18 protein-coding genes are annotated in these 20224 nt (G+C 39.0%); 9 read left to right on the top strand and 9 right to left on the bottom strand.

Annotation, left to right across the window (positions count from 1 at the left end; translation table 11 throughout):
• Window positions 1-334: 334 nt before the first annotated feature.
• The 4 genes from A3GQ_RS0105950 to dcd form a co-directional block, all read right to left on the bottom strand.
• Complete coding sequence (locus A3GQ_RS0105950) at window positions 335-919, bottom strand: hypothetical protein (protein ID WP_028776267.1); 585 nt, start codon at window positions 917-919, stop codon at window positions 335-337.
• Window positions 920-934: 15 nt separating this feature from the next.
• Window positions 935-1930, bottom strand: a complete 996-nt coding sequence (gene holA / locus A3GQ_RS0105955; protein WP_028776268.1) for a DNA polymerase III subunit delta — start codon at window positions 1928-1930, stop codon at window positions 935-937.
• Window positions 1920-4316 (bottom strand): DNA internalization-related competence protein ComEC/Rec2, encoded by a 2397-nt coding sequence (locus A3GQ_RS0105960; RefSeq protein ID WP_169818254.1) that lies wholly within the window; start codon window positions 4314-4316, stop codon window positions 1920-1922. The genes holA and A3GQ_RS0105960 overlap by 11 nt, the downstream gene beginning before the upstream one ends.
• A 70-nt stretch (window positions 4317-4386) precedes the next feature.
• Complete coding sequence (gene dcd, locus A3GQ_RS0105965; RefSeq protein ID WP_028776270.1) at window positions 4387-4944, bottom strand: dCTP deaminase; 558 nt, start codon at window positions 4942-4944, stop codon at window positions 4387-4389.
• 589 nt (window positions 4945-5533) lie between these two features.
• Here dcd and A3GQ_RS0105970 point away from each other — a divergent pair.
• Together A3GQ_RS0105970 and A3GQ_RS0105980 are read left to right on the top strand one after the other, a co-directional pair.
• The gene (locus tag A3GQ_RS0105970) at window positions 5534-6724 is read left to right on the top strand and encodes an ornithine--oxo-acid transaminase (protein WP_028776271.1); all 1191 of its coding nucleotides are present in this window, start codon (window positions 5534-5536) and stop codon (window positions 6722-6724) included.
• Between the two features lie 129 nt (window positions 6725-6853).
• Window positions 6854-7084, top strand: a complete 231-nt coding sequence (locus tag A3GQ_RS0105980; protein WP_028776272.1) for a hypothetical protein — start codon at window positions 6854-6856, stop codon at window positions 7082-7084.
• 67 nt (window positions 7085-7151) lie between these two features.
• Here A3GQ_RS0105980 and A3GQ_RS0105985 read toward each other — a convergent pair whose 3' ends face one another.
• The 4 genes from A3GQ_RS0105985 to A3GQ_RS0106000 form a co-directional block, all read right to left on the bottom strand.
• Window positions 7152-7757 (bottom strand): ComEA family DNA-binding protein, encoded by a 606-nt coding sequence (locus tag A3GQ_RS0105985; protein WP_051271278.1) that lies wholly within the window; start codon window positions 7755-7757, stop codon window positions 7152-7154.
• A gap of 157 nt (window positions 7758-7914) precedes the next feature.
• Entirely contained in the window at window positions 7915-8064 is a 150-nt protein-coding gene (locus A3GQ_RS26725; protein WP_156877571.1) for a hypothetical protein, read from the bottom strand.
• Between the two features lie 80 nt (window positions 8065-8144).
• Window positions 8145-9161 (bottom strand): sugar phosphate nucleotidyltransferase, encoded by a 1017-nt coding sequence (locus A3GQ_RS0105995; RefSeq protein ID WP_028776274.1) that lies wholly within the window; start codon window positions 9159-9161, stop codon window positions 8145-8147.
• Entirely contained in the window at window positions 9158-10456 is a 1299-nt protein-coding gene (locus A3GQ_RS0106000) for a UDP-glucose dehydrogenase family protein (protein ID WP_028776275.1), read from the bottom strand. Before A3GQ_RS0106000 ends, A3GQ_RS0105995 begins: the two co-directional genes overlap by 4 nt.
• Before the next feature lie 194 nt (window positions 10457-10650).
• On the opposite strand from A3GQ_RS0106000, the gene A3GQ_RS23570 reads away from it, so the two are divergent.
• The 3 genes from A3GQ_RS23570 to A3GQ_RS0106015 are packed head-to-tail and all read left to right on the top strand — an operon-like array spanning window position 10651 to window position 14282.
• Window positions 10651-12171, top strand: coding sequence for a CotS family spore coat protein (locus A3GQ_RS23570; RefSeq protein WP_051271281.1), 1521 nt, complete (start codon window positions 10651-10653; stop codon window positions 12169-12171).
• Window positions 12168-13331, top strand: coding sequence for a glycosyltransferase family 4 protein (locus tag A3GQ_RS23575; RefSeq protein WP_037464188.1), 1164 nt, complete (start codon window positions 12168-12170; stop codon window positions 13329-13331). Before A3GQ_RS23570 ends, A3GQ_RS23575 begins: the two co-directional genes overlap by 4 nt.
• A 9-nt stretch (window positions 13332-13340) precedes the next feature.
• Window positions 13341-14282, top strand: coding sequence for an NAD-dependent epimerase/dehydratase family protein (locus A3GQ_RS0106015; protein WP_028776276.1), 942 nt, complete (start codon window positions 13341-13343; stop codon window positions 14280-14282).
• A 70-nt stretch (window positions 14283-14352) separates the two neighbouring features.
• Here the strand turns inward: A3GQ_RS0106015 and A3GQ_RS0106020 are convergent, their stop codons facing one another.
• Complete coding sequence (locus A3GQ_RS0106020) at window positions 14353-15294, bottom strand: phosphotransferase (protein WP_028776277.1); 942 nt, start codon at window positions 15292-15294, stop codon at window positions 14353-14355.
• Between the two features lie 113 nt (window positions 15295-15407).
• Here A3GQ_RS0106020 and A3GQ_RS0106025 point away from each other — a divergent pair, with 113 nt between their 5' ends.
• The 4 genes from A3GQ_RS0106025 to A3GQ_RS0106040 all read left to right on the top strand — a co-directional run bounded on the left by A3GQ_RS0106025 (window position 15408) and on the right by A3GQ_RS0106040 (window position 20143).
• Window positions 15408-15971: a glycerol-3-phosphate responsive antiterminator gene (locus tag A3GQ_RS0106025; protein WP_037464193.1), complete on the top strand. Its 564-nt coding sequence runs from the start codon at window positions 15408-15410 to the stop codon at window positions 15969-15971.
• Between the two features lie 197 nt (window positions 15972-16168).
• Window positions 16169-16879, top strand: coding sequence for an MIP/aquaporin family protein (locus A3GQ_RS0106030; RefSeq protein WP_028776279.1), 711 nt, complete (start codon window positions 16169-16171; stop codon window positions 16877-16879).
• Between the two features lie 37 nt (window positions 16880-16916).
• On the top strand, window positions 16917-18413 hold the full coding sequence (glpK, locus tag A3GQ_RS0106035; RefSeq protein WP_037464196.1) for a glycerol kinase GlpK: 1497 nt from the start codon (window positions 16917-16919) through the stop codon (window positions 18411-18413).
• Window positions 18414-18514: 101 nt separating this feature from the next.
• Window positions 18515-20143 carry a glycerol-3-phosphate dehydrogenase/oxidase gene (locus A3GQ_RS0106040; protein ID WP_028776281.1) on the top strand — a complete coding sequence of 543 codons (1629 nt, stop codon included), beginning with the start codon at window positions 18515-18517 and terminating at the stop codon, window positions 20141-20143.
• Window positions 20144-20224 lie beyond the last annotated feature (81 nt).

Genomic DNA, 20224 nt, shown 5'->3' on the forward strand with positions numbered 1-20224 from the left:
AGAAATTCGAGGATTCCCTCGATGATATCCAGCAGGAACTCGAGAATCTTCCCGATGCCCTTGAAGATTCCTCGGAGGATGTACCAGATCACCCGGAAGGGGAAGGTAACACTCCTCAAGATTCTTCTCCAAAGGCTTGTCCTTGCAGGCCTGGAAGGATATCTCCTTCCCGATCCATTACTGAATTCCATGATCCCTCCAAAAGGGTCCATCCGAGCATAAAACGGTTTTATGCTAAGTCTTATTGTACCTTGTTTTCACTTTTTTTAAAACAAAATAATCGTATATAAAAAAGCCATTATGCAGCAGTACATAATAGCTAAGTGAACAGAATTTAAATAAACTTTCTCGACATAATGGTCACAGCTAATATCGCGATACCAGTCATGACTAACGCAACAACTGCAAACACCATTGCAAACGTTCGGCGGTCTTCTGCATATACTTTGAGTTGTTCATATGTTTTGGTATCTATTCGTTTCGCATGAAAAATTTGGTTGGTGTTCCCTAACCAGAGCAACACAAGCGAAATGGCAAAAATAAGCCAGTATGGTATTCCTTCGATAAAAGCGATTTGAGGCTTACGAATAAATGCTTGAATGATAAAAAAGATAGTTGCTGCTACTTGCAAAATGGCAAAAGTGACATGATAGGTAAACCATGCGTCCTTTAGTTTTTCTTTTTCATATACTTGAAGCTCTTTCATGCCAGGAAAGACAAGAAACAGTGGCTGGGGTGTTCGAAAGAGAAAAAATCCGATAGGAGATATTAGAAAGATACCTGCTAATACCAAGTAAACGACCAATCCAGTCGCCCCACTGAAGATAACACTGTAAGCAAGAAGCGCATAGAAAAGAAAAATGATATTGCTATAGATCCATTGTTTTTTTCGTAGGTTTTTTAGTTGTATTTCATCCATATGAGACACCTTTCTTTATGCTGATTTTCGATGAATCTCTAAAAATATTTGTTCTACTGCCATCACTTTTTCTATTTTCCCAGACTTGATATCTTGATCCGCTGCAACTGCCAGCGATAAATATTTTTTTAATTGATCCACGGAAAAAGCTCCTGCGTTTGTAACTGCTAGTTTTACTGGGTAAGGATGCATGCCAAGCATTTTCGCCATTTCACTTGCCCCCATCCCTCGCTGCGAGAGAATTTTGGTTTGATATAACAGACGAAACTGTCTTATCATCAGTGCGAGAACGCGTACAGGCTCCTCTTTTTGAGTCAGTAAGTCTTCCCATATCTGCCATACTTCTGCAATTTTATTTTCCGCTAACTTTTGGGTTAATTGAAACACATTACTCTCTAAGGTTCGAGGAATAAGTTGATCCATGATCTCCATCGTTACAACGCCTTTTACTCCTACATATAGAGCTAGTTTCTGACATTCTTTATCCAACAGCCGTAGATCGTTACCAACTACTTGAATGAAAACAATGCAAACATCGCGCGACACTTTTACTTGAAGTGCTCGGAAGCGTTCCGTTACCCATTTGAGTAAAGCTTGTCCTTTTAAGGCATCAAATTTGGTAACAGATGCTATTTTCTCCATTTGCTTGACTACTTTTTTTCGCTTATCCAATTTATCATTGTTCACTGTAAATACAATAGCACTACTTTCACTTGGATGTTTTAAATATTCCATCCAAGCATCTATATTGTGATTTTGCTCTTTTTTCGATTTAGCAGTTGTCAAGAAATTGGCATTCTTTGCTAAAATTAATCTCTTCCCTCCAAAAAAGGATGGAGTTTCAGCTTCTTGAATCACCTGCTCCAATGGCGTATCCTCTATATCAAGTACGAGTAAATTCCAATCTCTTTGATCCATAGGTATGTTATCACGCAATTGATTACATGCTTCTTCCATTAGAAAAGACTCGACTCCATAGTATAAAGAAACAGCAGGGAGGTTATCTATCACTCTTTTCGTCATCACCTTTCCAATTACTTTCTATTTGATATCCATTTTGTTGGACCCGAATAAGAATCGCTCCTTGTTGATCCGTACGCCAAATTCGAGCACCTACTTGACGTAATCGAGTTAGAACCTCTGGTTTAGGATGACCATATCGATTATGTAAACCAACAGATATAAGTGCTTGATGTGGTTTTATGTTGGAAATCCAAGCATCTGTTGTTGATGTATTACTTCCATGGTGAGCCACTTTTAAAATGTGAATAGGAGGGAAAGAGTATTTGGATAAAACATCCTGCTCTGCTTGTTCCTCCATATCTCCTGTCAAAAGAATATTTGTATCATATATGGATAGTAACATAACAATAGATCCATTGTTGGGTTTGGACGAAGGTACGATCGACGCAGGATGAAGCACTTTGATCTGTATCCCCTCTTCTATTTGCCAGCTTTCTCCGGAACGGACTAATTTTATGGGCACTTGTTTCTTCATGAAAGAAGTAAGTAAATCTTGTTCAAATCGATCAGCCGGGGGTGCTGCACTATGTAACACTTGCCCCACCGAAAACCGTCTTGCAACAGCATCAAGCCCTCGAATATGATCTCCATCACCGTGCGTCATAACCATTGTATCAATATGATTGATTCCACGATATCGTAAATAGGGAACCAATACATCGCGTCCAACTTCAAAAACTTTCCGACGCTTTTGCCAAGGCTCTACTTTCCTAGGCATCGTTCCTCCGCCATCGATCAAAAAAGTTTTTCCCTTAGCAGTTTCTACTAATATTGCGTCGCCTTGCCCTACGTCCACCATTGTAATCAGAGTGGCCGGTTTTTCCCCTTTGTAGATTAACATTCCCAGCTGGAAGATAAGAACAGACAGCGTCACATAACGTAAACGTTGTACAAAACGTCGATCTGATACAATCGTGATAAACGAAAACCATAATATAAAAAGATAGCAGAGCACCCACCATAGGCTCGGTGGAGAAAATGAATACGTGATTTGCGAAAAACTAGCAATCCAAGAAAGGCATTTGTCCATTAGATCCATAATCCATGAAGTAATGTTTGCAAAAATTTTCCCCCAGCCAATCAATAAAAAGCTAATAACCAGAGATAAGCTGGATAGGGGCAAAACAACCACACTATAAATAGGAACAAATAGCAAATTTATAGGAGCAGAGAGCCAAGAATACTGATAAAAATATACTAAAATAATGGGGAAAGACAGTACTTGCGATACGATCATGACGGATATTGCCTGTCGAAATCGATGCCAAGGGACTGGGATGTGATGAGACAACGGCTCTACATATAAGATCAATCCCAAAGTGATCAAGAAACTAAGCTGAAATCCTGCTTCCCACAACTGATATGGATTCCAGATCAATTGCAGCAAAAGTGCTAATGCCAAAAAAGATACCGAATCCGAAGTTTTTCTCAATATCACAGCAAATAGCATCATACCAGCCATGATAACGGAGCGAATAACAGGACCGCTTCCCCCTGTCAAAACAGCATAGAACGGTAAAAATAAAATAATCAACAAAGCACTTTTTTCTCGAGAAAGTCCACATAATAGCAAAAGAAAATACAATGTTGCCACGAGAAGAGAAACATGAAGCCCTGATATGGATAATACATGGATCAAACCTAGCGTAGAAAAAATTTCTTGAGTAGGCACATCCAGTGTTTGTTCCCCTATCAACATTGCTTGTAAAATACCAGAGAATGGCGCTGTATAAAGATGATCTAGCCGATTATGTAATGTTTGTCGTAATGCTTCTATCTTGGAATAAAGGGTTCTTTGACAACCAATAACTTGTATTTGTGAGACAGAGGGAATTTCAGTTTGCCAATGAATTCCATAACGATGCAAATAAATGGCATAATCAAATCCACTGGGATTTCTTGCTTTAGGTGGTCTTTCTAACTTCATTGGCAACTTAATAAGGCAACCAGAATACCAATGTCGAGCGAAACCTAATTCTATTTGATTTTGCGCTTTTGTTGTTATATGGATGGTCTCTCCTGGAATTTGCTTCGTATATCCTTGATTTTGAATATATTTGACCTCTAAATTAAAACGAACATGGTTTCCATCAATGATTGGCTTGGGCGAGATTTCCCCTATTCCACTCGTGGTGAGTTCACGCGAAAAAGCGGACGTATTTGCTTCGTTGTATAATTGAAAATAAGTTGCTCCTGTAGAAAAACCAATGAATAATAAAATAACAGGCATCCCTTTCCTGTATTTACAATAAAAGAGACACCCGCCTATCAGGATGAAGATAGCGATCCATAAGTAACTGACACTATTTACTTGATTTGCCAGCCATTCGCCTATTATCCAACCGCATGTTACGCTAATTAGTGGTCGATGCACACTTTTCGCTCCCATTTCCAGATTAGAGCGAATTTACCATATTTTGAAAATTTAGTCAAACATATATTCCCTATACTTTTGGAAGGGTGATTCCATTTTGATTCTGGTATTTCCCAGACTTATCTTTATAAGATACTTCACAGGTTTCATCACTTTCTAGAAATAACACTTGGCATAAACCTTCATGTGAGTATATCTTCGCAGGAAGCGGAGTCGTGTTGGAAATTTCCAATGTAACATATCCTTCCCAGCCAGGCTCAAACGGGGTAACATTTGTAATGATCCCACAGCGTGCATAGGTCGATTTCCCTACGCAAATAGCTAATACATTTTCAGGGATTCGAAAATATTCTACAGATCTTGCTAAGGCAAACGAATTTGGTGGAATGATACAAACTTCGCCTTTATAATCAATAAAGGATTTTTCATCAATAGCCTTTGGATCAATAATTGGATTTAGTGCATTATGAAAGATTTTATACTCGTCCGAAACACGTAAATCATATCCGTAACTGGATAAACCAAAACTTACAAATTCCCCTTTTCCGACATTACGTTCTACAAATGGCTCTATCATTTTTTGTTCGAATGCCATACTACGAATCCATCTATCTGATTTAATTGTCATACTGTTAAACTATCCTTTCAATTGCTTATTTTTATTATGTAGGAGTGACAAATAAGTTGAAATCCTTACTCTTATCGCCACCTAAGAAAATCTGGATCACTTCGTATATTCTACTCATTGTAACATTTTTGGTCTACTGGTTACTCGCAAATCAGCTAGTGCTAATAGAAGGCATTTTCTTTGCTTATCTAGTTGCATGTTTACCTCACAACTGGTTTCTCTACAAAAGGTACACTCTTCCATTTTTTACTAAAATAATAATGAATCGTTTGCACTACTGGGATCAACATTTCTTAAGCAGATTCCTATTACGCTTCATTCTCCATTACGTACAGATCTTTGCCTTTGTATTTCTATTCTCATTTGCATTACCTATCTGTTATATTTTGTGGCTGACAGAAAAGCAAGTTCACCTTAACCGATAACGCATGTTCATTCATATAGATAATTATTATTAAAATAAAATCAATAATTATCTATACCATTTGTACATACTATACAAATAAATGATTAACTAAACATTTCTTTGCATTTTTGAAAACGTTTCCGTTAAAATAGAACTGGTAAATATTTTTCAGGAGGAGTAACTATGTCAAGAAACGCATCAATTATTGATCTAACGGATAAATTTGGGGCTAAAAATTATCATCCTCTTCCCATCGTATTGGTAGAAGGGGAAGGTATCTGGGTTACCGATGCAGATGGTAACCGCTATATGGATATGTTGAGTGCATATTCTGCACTGAATCATGGCCATCGTCATCCTCGTCTGATTCAAGCACTAAAAGATCAAGCAGATAAAATTACACTTACCTCTCGAGCCTTTCACAGCGAAACGCTTGGACCATTCTATGAGAAAGTAGCACAAATTACGGGCAAAGAAATGGTGTTGCCTATGAATACAGGTGCTGAGGCTGTCGAAACGGCTATCAAAGCTGTTCGTCGTTGGGCTTATGATGTAAAAAAGGTAGCAAAAGATCAGGCTGAAATCATCGTATGCGCAGATAACTTCCATGGCAGAACCATATCTACCATCTCCATGTCATCCAACCCAGATTATCAAAGAGGTTTTGGACCATTGACCCCGGGATTCAAAGTAGTTCCTTATGGAGATGCGGAAGCGCTCAAAAATGCTATCACACCAAACACGGCTGCTCTCATTTTAGAACCGATCCAAGGGGAAGCTGGAATTATTATCCCTCCTGAAGGTTTCTTAAAAGCTGCTCAATCTATCTGTAAAGAGAACAATGTATTATTTGTCGCAGATGAAATCCAAACTGGTTTTGGCAGAACAGGTCAACTATTCGCTTGTGATTGGGAAGATGTCAAGCCAGATATGTATATTATGGGTAAAGCACTTGGTGGCGGTGTGATGCCAATATCTGCTGTAGCTGCGGATAAAGAGATTTTGGGTGTATTTGAACCCGGTTCTCATGGTTCCACATTCGGAGGAAACCCGCTTGCTTGTGCTGTTTCTATAGCTGCCCTTGAAGTATTGGAAGAAGATGATTTAACCAAAAAATCACGTGAGCTTGGAGCATATTTCAAAGAAGAACTTCAAAAAATCGAAAACCCAGTGATTAAAGAAGTTCGAGGTAAAGGATTATTTGTTGGAATGGAGCTACATGAAAAAGCACGTCCATACTGTGAACGATTAATGGATGAAGGATTACTTTGCAAAGAAACTCATGACAACACCATCCGCTTTGCCCCACCTTTGACCATCACAAGAGAAGAATTAGATCAAGCTCTTGCTTTGGTGAAAAAAATATTAAGCTAATACAAAAAAGCTCCTGCTTAGTCAGGGGCCTTTTTTTGTATTATGAATCGCAAACAAGGAGATATCCTCGCCTTTTTCTTTGCCTTTGCATAAGTTGAGGATATCGGAATAAAACAAAGGATGTGTAAAATGAATCATTACTATTTAAGGTCTAGACCTTTCATCACGTTCGATCCTGCTCCTCATGTACCACATGAACCACACGAACCACACGAACCTTTGGAGCCACGTAAACCTCATGAACAACCTTTTGGACCTTTTCAAGAACAAACTAGAAATCCTTCAAGAGCACCATTGGCTCCAAGATTGCGATTACCATTTTATCCTTATATGTATCCTCCATACTATGAAACATTTTAAAAGTGAATACCTTGTTTGTTTATTTTGATACGAATTAAATTTGAATTGAAAGTTCTATTAAAAGGTTCTAACTAACAAATACCTTTTCTTTTATCCGTTCCAAAGTACGTTCCCCAATACCAGAAACCTGTAACAACTCATCAACCGACCGAAATCCTCCATGCTCTCCACGATACTGAATGATCGCTTTGGCTTTTGTTGGTCCCAGGCCTTCTAATGTTTCCAATTCCTCTAAAGTAGCTGTATTTAAGTTAATTTTATTGTCTTCTTTCGTCTGAATGGGAGAGGCTTCCGAAGGTATTGCTTCTCCTTTTTTTGGAATATAAATCATCGATCCATCTGCTATTATTTTAGCTAGATTCATTCGGTTCGTATCTGCTTGTTCGGATGCTCCTCCTGCTGCTTCCAAAACTTGATACAGACGTACAGGAACGGGAAGTTTATATATCCCCGGCTTTTTAATTGCTCCTTTTACATCAATGGTAGCAATTTGAGCTTGTTTCTTTGTTTCTACTGGTTTAACTTGGGGTTGTTGCTGATACATAGGTAAAGAAGTATTCTGTAACGAAAGATCGTCTTGATTCCAAAGTAATGCTCCAATAGCAAAAACCAAAATTGCCACAAGAGCAATAGCTAATTTTTTTTCCCTCGGTGACCATGTAAAAGGACTCATACCATAACCTCCAAATACGACTGACTCCTTTACCAATTCGCAGTTTGTTCATAAATCCCCTACCAAAAAGGAATATTATCCCAAAAAATGTTTCTCCTCTATTAAAAAAACAAAAAACTCCTATTTTATCAGGAGTTTTCAGCAATCCCATCACAATCTAGGTAGCAGGGAAGTTTTTCCCTTTTATCTTCTTTTCTTTATTTGCTTCTACTGCCTCACCTAGTGGTGTACCTTTTTTGGCCAGCTCTTCATCATGCTCTTTACTTGCTCCAACTGCTTGTAGTTTTTCTGTTTTTTGCTGATCCATACTATCCCCTCCTAGTTATTTGGGGTAAGTATGTCCGTTTGCAGAAAAAAATACCCATCTTTCTTCCAAGATGGGTATTTTTACTCCGATATCGACATTCTTGAATGGTCACCTAGCACAAATCGTACCCCTTGATCGTGTGTTTGATGATCTCCAATTAACCTAACATACTGTCCAATTACACTATCGATCACAGGCTTACCTACATCTCGTATGGTTGCATAATCCAAACAGATGCTATTTGTTATTTTACAATTTTCTAGTATCGCATAATTACCTATGGTGACATTTGGTCCAATGATCGAATTGGAGAGAACACAATGATCACCAATTACGACTGGACCTCTCACGGTGCAATTTTCCAACTTCGTATTTTTTCCAATATGAATGGATGTATGCATGGTATCTTCCAACATCCACTTGTTTGCAACTAGCCAACGATCGATCGTTCCTACATCTGTATAATGTTTATCTGTAATTGAATAAGAGATCGCATAATTTTGATGAATCAGCCATTGAATCGCATCTGTGATTTCATACTCTCCTCTCGAAGAAGGACGAATTGCTCGGACTGCCTCAAAAATAGCAGGAGAGAAATGATACATACCAATCACTGCTAGATTACTTTTCGGATTAACAGGTTTTTCTACGATATTAACAGCTCGATCTTCGACAATTTCTGCTACTCCATAGTCACTAGGATTTTCTACTTTGGAAAGTAAGATCGATCCATGATTTCCTTGAAATGCTGAAATTAATGTTTCTAAAGGCTCTTTGATTAAATTATCACCTAACAAGAGAACAAAAGAATCGTTATTTACGAACGATTCTACTAGAGTAAGAGCGTGAGCTATTCCAAGTTGATCCGTTTGATATATAATAACTGGTTTCGGAGTCAAATTACTCATATAATCGATAAGCGGCTTTTGCTCCGGATGCACAACAACAGCAATCTCATCTATTCCAGCTTTATAAAATTTTTCGAGACAATATGCAACGAGCGGACGATTCATAACTGGTAACATGGTTTTAGGTGTAGTCAAAGAAAAGGGCTGCATCCTTGTCCCTTTCCCTGCACATAAAATTACCCCTTTCATGATACACACACCCCAACTCCATAATAATCCCAGCCACGCAACAAATGTGACTCTACAACATTTCTCCCATCAAATAAAATAGGATTAACCACCTTGCGCAACGCCATATCCCAATCCATCTTCACAATATCGGGCCATTCTGTGGCTAAAATGACTGCATTTGCCTGATCTACTGCCTCCAACGGGTCAGCACTATACGTTACATCTGGAAAAATTCGCTGCATAGCTGGAATTCCTTTGGGGTCATAAGCGGATACTCTCGCTTTTTTGTGTAAAAGAAAATCCAAGATACGAATAGCGGGCGATTCTCGAATGTCATCTGTATGTGGTTTGAAAGTAAGACCCAGTACAGCAATTTTTTTATTGGCTAATCCCTCTATGGTCGTCTCTACTTTATTTAAAAACCACTTTACTTGTGTATCATTCACATTTTTTACAGCTTGCAACAATGTAAAATCAATCCCTGCATCTTTTCCTATCTGAAGCAAAGCATCTGTATCTTTTGGAAAACAGGAACCACCGTATCCAATACCAGCTTGTAAAAATTGCGTTCCGATACGATTGTCCATTCCCATTCCCTTTGTTACATCCGTAATATTTGCTCCTACTTTTTCAGATAGCCGTGCTAGTTCATTAGCAAATGAAATTTTAGTAGCTAAAAAGGCATTGGATGCATACTTAATCAATTCACTGTTCCGCACGGTCGTGAAATAGAGTTTATCTATATGAGATTGATATAATGCTTCCATTGTTTTTTTGGCAGATGAAGAAGTACATCCAATTACGATTCTATCTGGATTTCTTGCATCTTGTAATGCTCTTCCTTCTCTAAGAAATTCCGGATTTGATATAATCTCAAATGGAATATCTACCCCTCTTCTTCTAAGTTCTTGATCGATAATCTGTTTGACCACATCCCCTGTACCCACCGGAACAGTACTTTTGATGACAATCAATTTCTCCGATTTCATATGTTTCCCTATTTGACTCGCTACTTTTTTCACATAGGTTAAATCGGCTCTACCATCCTCGGAGGCAGGAGTTCCGACTGCAATCATCACTACACTGCATGAGTTTATAGCAGATATATACTGGGAGAATGAAATTTGTTTGGATAACAATAACTCTCGCAATTTCTCCTCTAAACCATCCTCATAAATAGGAAGGCTCCCCTGCTCTAAAGATTGGATTTTCTTTTTATCTTTCTCTATCCCAAATACCTGGTGCCCATCTAAACCCAAAGCAACGCTCATGGTAGTTCCGACATAGCCCATGCCAATCACTGCAACGTTCATGACATCGCCTCTCCATCTATCTATATTTCATTGGTGCTCTTACTATATGTTTGGTGTCTATTATTTGATCCATAAAATTATGTTATTTCAATGAAAAACACCTATTTTTGTAGATAAACAGATAGTTGCCCTTACTTTTCTTTCCTACAAACATATTTTGAAACAAATGAAGATTTTAAGTGGGAGGGCTTTGAATGAGCGAGTATATCATTCAGCCTTGGGGCACTGCCGAACAAGATTTTGAAGATGTACCAATTGAACTAACCAACCTAGCAAAAAAAGTAACAACTCACTACGACATGAAACTTATAAGTATAGAGATGATCACCTCTAAGCCTGACAAAGGCGGTGCCATTTGGCGAATTGATACGGATAAAGGACTTCGTAGTTTAAAAGTATTACATCGTACTCCAGAAAGAAGCTTGTTTAGTGTAGGGGCTCAAGAATATGTCGTAAAACAGGGGGCTCGAGTACCAAAACTGATCCGTACGAAAACAGGAAAAAATTGTATAGAAGCTGGCGGAAAGCTATGGATCGTAACAGATTGGATCGATTTAACACCTGCTGATCAGACCACCGTTGAAGGCTTTGGTATGCTTTGCTATGGACTGGGAGAATTTCACCAGCATTCGAAAGGGTACGATCCTCCATTTGGATCTAAATTTTCAAGCAGACTCCATTCATACCCCAAACAATATGAAAAAATGGCAACTAAAATCAATTGGTTTCGAGAATTAGCTCGTGCCTATCCAGAAATGCCAGCTAGCAGAATGTTGTATTTAATGGTGGACAAATACGAACGACAAGCAATAAAAGCTTTGGAACGCTTAAATACAACTCCTTATTACGATTTAATCGCCAAAGGAGAACAGTATTGGGGACTTGCTCACCAAGACTACGGATTTTCCAATGGACAGCTCGGACCAAATGGAGTATGGGTTATCGACTTAGATGGAGTATCTTTCGATTTACCCATTCGCGACTTGCGTAAATTGGTCACAAGCTCCATGGAAGATAAAGGAGCTTGGGATGTGGAATGGATGAATAGTATGATTCAAGCTTATCATCAGGCCAATCCAATCAGTCCTGAATTATTTGAAGTCTTCCTCACTGATATGATGTTGCCAAATGAATTTTACAAACATGTAAAAGAAATTATTTTCAGTCCAACAACACTGATGAACGAGCAATTAGAGGTATTACTGACCAATATTGAAAACCAAGATTCTACCAAATGGACTACCTTACAACAACTCAGCAAAGAGTGGAAAGTTGGCGGTAAAAATATTCCAAACTGGGAGAAATTCTCGCGTGAAAATGCACCAGCCAAACGCTTCCGAAGACTTGATCCAGTAGACCAAACAAAAGTAACACCACCAGAAAATCCAATACAAAATCCAGAATCCGCACCAGAAACAACCCCGGTTCGCACGCCGATCCCTCGTAGAAGACGAAGAAAAATGATTCCAAGACATGGAAGCAGAGCCCCATTAAATCGAAGAAGAAGAACTCCTTTACGTACGCCTAAAAAACCATTGAACAAAAGGAAAAGGCATATTGGCAAACATCCTGTTCCAAAGAAAAGAACATTCGGTACAAAACCAATTCAGAAAAAACGAAGCATCGGAACAAAACCAAGTCCCAAGAAAAAAAACATCAGATTAATTGAAATATGGTTAAATCCCTTGTTAATAAGAAGGGGTGTAAAGAAATGAATATTCTTATGATATGCACAGAAAAATTACCTGTCCCTTCTATTCGCGGAGGAGCAATTCAAACCTATATTGATGGAGTCTCTTCTTTATTAAGTAAACGTCACAACCTTAGCATTTTAAGTGTAGATGATCCCAGCTTACCAAATAGGCAAACACTAGCAGGTATTCAATATGTTCGAGTCCCAGGGAAATTACCAGATGTCTATATAAAACATGTAGTAGAGTACCTAAAAGGAAACGCAAAACAGTATGATCTCATTCATGTTTTCAATCGCCCGAAATTTGTTCCTGCAATCAAACAAGTAGCACCTCATGCCAGATTAATCCTCAGCATGCATAATGACATGTTTTTATTGGAAAAAATCGACCTTGGAACAGCAACAACAGCGATTGAATCATTGGAAAAAATCGTTACTGTCAGCAATTATGTTGGAAATACGATTGCTAAGCAATACCCTCAAGCACAAGAGAAATTAAGAACAATCTATTCCGGTGTCGATATCCAGCGCTATATTCCTAGTTCTGAAATGGTCCGCAAACAAGAACGTGAGGCACTGAGACGCCAGCATCAATTGCAAAACAAAAAAGTAATATTATTTGTAGGCAGATTAACTGCAAAAAAAGGCGTAGATAAATTAGTGCTAGCGATGCATTCACTCAAAAAAAAGCACCCTGATATTGCACTTGTCTTAGTGGGAAGCAAATGGTATAGCGATGAAGGAATAAGTGATTATGTCGCCTATGTCCATGCTTTAGCTCAACGATCAGTCGTACCTGTAGTAACAACAGGATTTGTCGATCCAAAAGAAGTCCACAAATGGTTTTGGGCAGGAGATATCTTCGTCTGTACCTCTCTGTGGCAAGAGCCACTTGCCAGAGTACACTATGAAGCAATGGCTGCTGGATTGCCGATTGTCACTACTGCTCGCGGAGGAAACCCAGAAGTTATCCAGAGCAGAGAAAATGGACTAATTGTTCAAAATCCCGAAGATCCTGAAGCCTTTGCCACTTCCATCTCGACCATACTCTCTGATGTAGCACTAAAAAAGCATATGAGTGAAGTCGGACGAAAATTAGCTATTCAAAAATATGGATTTAAGCGGGTTGCAAATGATATTTTATCTGTTTGGGAAAGTCCAAACGAAAACAAAAAGAAATAGAGGAGTCTTATGGCAAAATTACTTGTTACTGGATGCGCCGGCTTTATTGGATCTACGTTAGCAGAACAACTGATAAAAGAAGGTCATACTGTAATTGGCATCGATTGTTTTCGCTCCAATTATGACCGAAACAGAAAAGAAAGAAACCTAAGTTGGCTATCTCAGCAACCTAGGTTTCATTTTCTCGAACAAGATCTCATCACAGCAGAAATCTCTCCGCTTCTAGATGGTGTAAACGTCATTTTTCATCTCGCTGCTCTTCCTGGTGTTCGTACAAGTTGGGGAGCTGATTTTCGTTCTTATGTAGATAACAATATACTGGCAACACAACGTCTCCTAGAAACAGCGAAAGAAAGCAAATCCATTAATAAGATCGTCTACTCTTCCTCTTCTTCTGTTTATGGAGGAATGAATGGTCCAACCATTGAGGATCATACCCCTCATCCCATCTCTCCTTATGGTGTGACCAAACTTTCTGCTGAACAGTTGTGTCAGCTCTATCATATTAACTTTGGACTTCCTGTCCAATCCCTTCGCTATTTTACGGTCTTTGGACCGAGACAACGGCCAGATATGGCTTTTCATCGGATCATTACTCGCATTTTAACAGAGCAACCGATTCCTATTTATGGGGATGGAGAACAATCTCGCGACTTTACCTTTGTAGATGATATTGTCACAGCTAATATTCTTGCAGCACATGCGCCTTCGAGCGGTGAAATATTCAATATAGGTGGTATTTCCCATCTCACGGTCAACGAAGTAATTACCATAATGGAAAAACAAACAGGAAAAAAAGCACTCAAAAACTACCTTCCCCCACAACCTGGTGATCCTAAACATACATGGGCAGATATTTCGAAAGCAAAAAAGTTACTCCGTTACGAACCAACTTTTGATATTGAAAAAGGAATTGCGTTGCAAATAGAAGAGATCAAAAAGGATTTTTAATCCCATATCATTTCCATGAAGGTTAGTGATCGGGTGTTGGAAAGAAGACTTACCGCACCCTTTCACACCTTTAATTATATCCATCCCAGTAAGACGGAATAATTTCACGGAGTACCGCTTCTTTTCTTTTTTCTTGTTGCACATCGAAAACTACTTGCTTCCCTTCTAAAAAAGCATAGATGTTTCTATCTAAAATCAAACTTCTTGTACAAAAGTGGTGTAAATCTTCTTTCCTTAGTGGAGATATATTCTGATAACCGGTTAAAAACTGTTCCACATCTTCTTTATTCCATGGATGAAATCGAAAATGATACATCAACACTTGTGCCAAATCTTTGCCTATCGCATCATAGGTAAGACGTTCAAAATCAATCAACCACACCTTTTTATTTGAATTCATCATTATATTCTCTTGGTGTAAACTGCCATGACATAACTGTGTTGTAATAGTAGGATAATGATAATGTTGTGCTTTGGCATGTTTCATACGATCCAAGAGCCAATAGTTCAACTTTGTATCGTTCCCTGATCGGGTATACTTTAGTTGATGGAGCTTATGATCGAACCACTCTCCCCACGGTCGACGAACCCGTTTTTTAGAGACATGATGAAAAGGATAAGATGCAATTGCATAATGAAATTCGGCTAAGGTTTGACCAGCGAAGAATAGCCAATCTCGCTCATATGGATGAATTTCGTGAACATCGGAAGGAAGCCATTGTTCTACTACATAATCATTCTGTCCATAGGCTAAAAGCAGTGTATCCCTATTTGTTTTTTTCAACGAAGGAACAAACAAAAAACCATGCGAATGAAGATGATGGATGACCGAATCGATAAAATGAATATCTTTTATTTTTTTTGCACTTTTGAAGGCAACGGTTCCTTGATCTGTCTCTAATTTATACACTGCTCTTACTTTTTGTATATCCAAAATTTCATATCCATAGTATTTTTCAACTAATTGCTTTATTTCATATGGAGAAAGCTCCATTTTTGCTCGAATGCGCACTTGTGTCACCTTCTGTTATTTCCCATTTCTCCATCATATGAAATTAGGCATAGGTAATGTTACAATCTGCTTACACGAAGTGAATGGTTATTTAAAAAGGAGATTGTATGGTTATGTCTCATTTCGCAAATCAAAAAATATTACCTGCCGCTAAAAATGTAAAACAATTGGAAAAGATGTTACTTTCGAATTATGAATATGTTGTATTATTGGATACCCATATTGGCCAGCTGCAAAGTTTGGTATCGCTAGCCACGAAACACAAGAAAAAAGTATTGTTACACGCTGACATGATTCAAGGTTTACGAAGCGACGAACACGCTGCCCAATTCTTATGTCAAACCATAAAACCAGCAGGCCTGATTTCCACAAGAACTCCTGTTGTAAAAGAAGCCAAGAAAAAATCACTTATTGCAATCCAGCGTCTATTTCTGCTAGATTCCCATGCACTAGAAACAAGTTATCGTTTACTGGACACTTTTAAACCAGACTACATTGAAGTATTACCGGGGATCATGCCTCATGTCATTCATGAAGTTGCTATCAAAACAAACATTCCGCTTTTAGCAGGTGGATTAATTCGTACAAGAGAAGAAGTCAAATTGGCTCTTGATGCTGGGGCTATTGCGGTTACGACTTCTGATCCCGATATTTGGGATACAACTTTAAAAAAATAGTTGATTTGTGTCTATAAATAGGATATTATTCTAATTGTAAACGTTTACATGCTATTCATTTAAAAGTTAATCCATGTGATGAGACGAGGAGAATCACAAAAATGCCCTTTCTAAGGGGGGTAATTTTTGTGATTTTTTATTGTCTCCTTTTTCTCTCATCCGCTGCTATCATCTTTATAATTGAAGGAGGACAATGTATGTCCATTTTTATGGCAGAGCTTATCGGAACGATGGTGTTAATCATACTTGGTGGTGGGGTTGTTGCTGGTGTCGTACTTAACAAATCCAAAGCCAATGGTGCAGGTTGGGTAGTCATCACTTTTGGTTGGGGATTTGCGGTCATGATTGCTGCTTACATGGTAGGACACATTAGTGGGGCTTACCTCAATCCTGCCCTGACCATTGGTTTTGCAGTAGCTGGAAAATTAGCTTGGGCACAAGTTCCATCCATGATATTAGCCCAAATGATTGGTGCATTTTTAGGTGCTGTAGTAGTTTGGCTTCATTATCTTCCTCACTGGAAAGAAACAGAAGATCAGGAAGCAAAACTTGCAGTATTCTCCACAGGACCTGCTATTCGTAGTACTTTTGGCAACTTACTTAGTGAAATTATTGGTACCGCTTTCCTTGTATTTGTCCTATTGGCTTTTGGAGCAAAGGGTCTTGTATTTGCAGATGGATTAAAAACACTCGTTGTAGCATTTTTAATCGTAGCAATCGGGATGTCTTTAGGTGGGACAACTGGTTACGCCATCAACCCTGCTAGGGATTTAGGTCCTCGTATTGCACACGCAATCTTGCCAATAGCAGGAAAAGGATCTTCTGATTGGAAATATGCTTGGATACCTGTTATTGGTCCAATTATTGGTGCTGTTATCGCTGCTTTGTTATACATGGGATTGTTTTAAATAACCATAAAAAGAATGCCAAATGGGGGATAACTTGATGTCTAACAAACAATATATTTTATCGATTGACCAAGGAACAACAAGCTCTAGAGCGATCCTTTTTGATAAAGCTGGTCAAATTGCAGGCGTAGCTCAAAAAGAATTTACGCAGATTTTCCCGAAAGCTGGTTGGGTCGAACATGATGCGATGGAAATTTGGGGATCTGTACAAAGTGTCATTTCCGAAGTATTAGCAAAATACCCAGTCTCCGCAAGCGAAGTTGCTGCCATTGGGATAACCAACCAACGAGAAACAACTGTGGTATGGGATAAAAATACCGGTTTACCTGTCTATAACGCTATCGTATGGCAATCTCGGCAAACCATGGATATTTGTGAAGAATTAAAAGCAAAGGGTCATGATGACCTATTCCGAAGCAAAACAGGCCTTTTGATTGATGCATACTTCTCAGGTACCAAAGTAAAGTGGATTTTAGACAATGTAGAAGGTGCACGTGAAAAAGCAGAAAATGGGGATCTCCTTTTTGGAACCATTGATACTTGGCTCGTTTGGAAGCTATCCGGCGGCAAAACACATGTAACCGATTACACCAATGCTTCTCGTACCTTGATGTATAACATTTATGATTTAAAATGGGATGACGAACTACTCGATATTTTAACTGTACCTAAATCTATGCTGCCTGATGTACGGTCTTCATCCGAGGTTTACACTGTATCCGAGCCAATTCTATTCTTTGGGGAAGAAGTGCCTATCTCTGGTATGGCTGGCGACCAACAAGCAGCCCTCTTTGGCCAAGCATGTTTTGATGCAGGAATGGCGAAAAACACATATGGAACAGGTTGCTTCTTGTTAATGAATACTGGTGAAGAAGCGGTTCGATCCAAACATGGATTGTTAACTACGATCGCTTGGGGCATAGATGGAAAAGTTGAATATGCTTTAGAAGGTAGTATTTTTGTAGCAGGCTCAGCTATTCAGTGGTTGCGTGATGGACTTGGAATCGTTCAACATGCAGCAGACTCTGAACAATTGGCAACTTCAGTAGATTCAACAGATGGAGTATATGTCGTTCCTGCGTTTGTAGGGCTTGGAACTCCATATTGGGATAGCGAAGCTAGAGGTGCCGTATTTGGCATCACACGTGGTACTACCAAAGCACACTTGACACGTGCCACACTTGAATCTTTGGCATTTCAAACCAAAGATGTCTTCTCTTCGATGGAAGCAGACTCTGGAATCCAATTGAAAAAATTGCGTGTGGATGGTGGAGCTACTTCCAACAACTTCCTCATGCAGTTTCAAAGCGATATGCTAGATGTACCTGTTGAAAAACCAGTTGTATTAGAAACTACTGCATTAGGAGCTGCTTACCTTGCTGGACTAGCGGTAGGATTCTGGAAAAACAAACAAGAAATCGCGGATAATTGGGATATTGATCAGACATTTAATCCTCGTATGGATGACAAATCGAGAAATATGCACTATGATGGATGGATAAAAGCTGTAGAGGCAACACGTGTTTTTAAATAAAAAGTTAATTATGACCGTCAGATGAGGAGAAGGCCGCATATCCCAACACTGTATACAGTGGTTGGGCTTGTGGTCTTCTTTTTTTACAGGGAGGAATTTAAATGAATCGGACTACGCCACTTAGCAAAGTAACCGAAACCGAATTAGATGTATTGATTATTGGTGGTGGGATCACCGGAGCAGGAATTGCACTGGACGCACAAAGCAGAGGCCTTCAAGCTGCTGTGGTAGAGATGCAGGATTTTGCTGCAGGTACTTCTAGTCGATCTACCAAATTAGTCCATGGTGGTTTGCGCTACTTGAAACAACTCGAAGTTGGCATCGTGGCTGAAGTAGGCAAAGAAAGAGCCATTGTATATGAAAATGCACCCCATGTCACCACACCGGAGTGGATGCTTTTACCCATCGTAAAAGGTGGGACTTTTGGAAAACTCGCTACTTCCTTTGGTATTCGGTTGTATGATTATTTAGCAGGTGTGAAGAAAACCGAAAGACGAAAAATGCTTAACCGAGAAGAAACATTAAACAAAGAACCTTTATTGAAAAAAGAAGGACTAAAAGGTTCTGGCTACTATGTAGAATACCGTACAGATGATGCCCGACTAACCATCGAAGTATTAAAAAAAGCAATCGAATATGGAGCACTTGCTTTTAATTATACAAAAGTAGTAGATTTCATTTATAAAAATGGAAAAATCAAGGGCGCTGTCATCGAGGATGTACTAACCAAAGAAAAACGAAACGTATTCGCCAAACAAATCGTTAATGCAGCCGGCCCTTGGGTAGATGAGTTACGAGAAAAGGATGGTTCCAAAAAAGGAAAAACCCTTCACTGGACAAAAGGGATTCATTTGGTTATCGATCAATCCAAGTTTCCATTGCAACAATCCATCTATTTTGATACACCTGATAAACGTATGGTTTTTGCTATACCACGAGATGGTAAAACATATATCGGTACAACGGACACGGACTACCATGCAGATCTGATCCATCCAAGAACAACTCGGGAAGACCAACAATACTTGGTCGCCGCAGCTAATCACATGTTCCCTTCCCTGCAACTAACAGAAGATGATATTGAATCCAGTTGGGCAGGCGTACGTCCGCTCATTCATGAAGAAGGAAAAGCCCCATCTGAAATATCAAGACATGATGAGATATTTCATGCCGAGTCTGGACTCATCACCATTGCTGGTGGTAAATTGACAGGATACCGAAAAATGGCTGAGCGTGTTGTAGACATCGCAGCTCAAAATATTTCTGATAAACCATTGAGTCCTAGTAAAACGAAGAACATCACCTTGTCTGGAGGGAATGTTGGCGGATCAAAAAATCTCCTTTCTTATTTGGAACGAAAGGAAAAACAAGGTATCTCCTTAGGATTAACCGAAATCGAAGCCGAGAAACTTGTAAAACTGTATGGCAGCAATATAGATGAAGTGTTCCAGATTATAAGCCATCGCCAACAAGAAGCAGTAGATGCCAATCTACCCCCTGCTGTCTTCGCATCACTGGTTTACAGTTTAGAAAAAGAGATGGTTATCAATCCAGTAGATTTCTTTGCTCGTCGTACAGGTGCGATGTTCTTCCACATTGATTGGGTAAAACAATGGAAGAAACCTGTATTGGAATACATGCGCAATTATTTTGGCTGGAACGAAGAACAAGCAGGTCACTTTAAGCAACTCTTAGAGGAAGAAATCATGTATGCCACTACTGCTGTATAAGGAACCAAACCCTTCATTCAACATGGTAATGAAGGGTTTTTGTTTTACCACCACACGATTACATATCTTCAAATGGATAAT

The organism is Shimazuella kribbensis DSM 45090, from assembly GCF_000428065.1.
GTDB classification, from domain to species: Bacteria; Bacillota; Bacilli; order Thermoactinomycetales; family Thermoactinomycetaceae; genus Shimazuella; species Shimazuella kribbensis.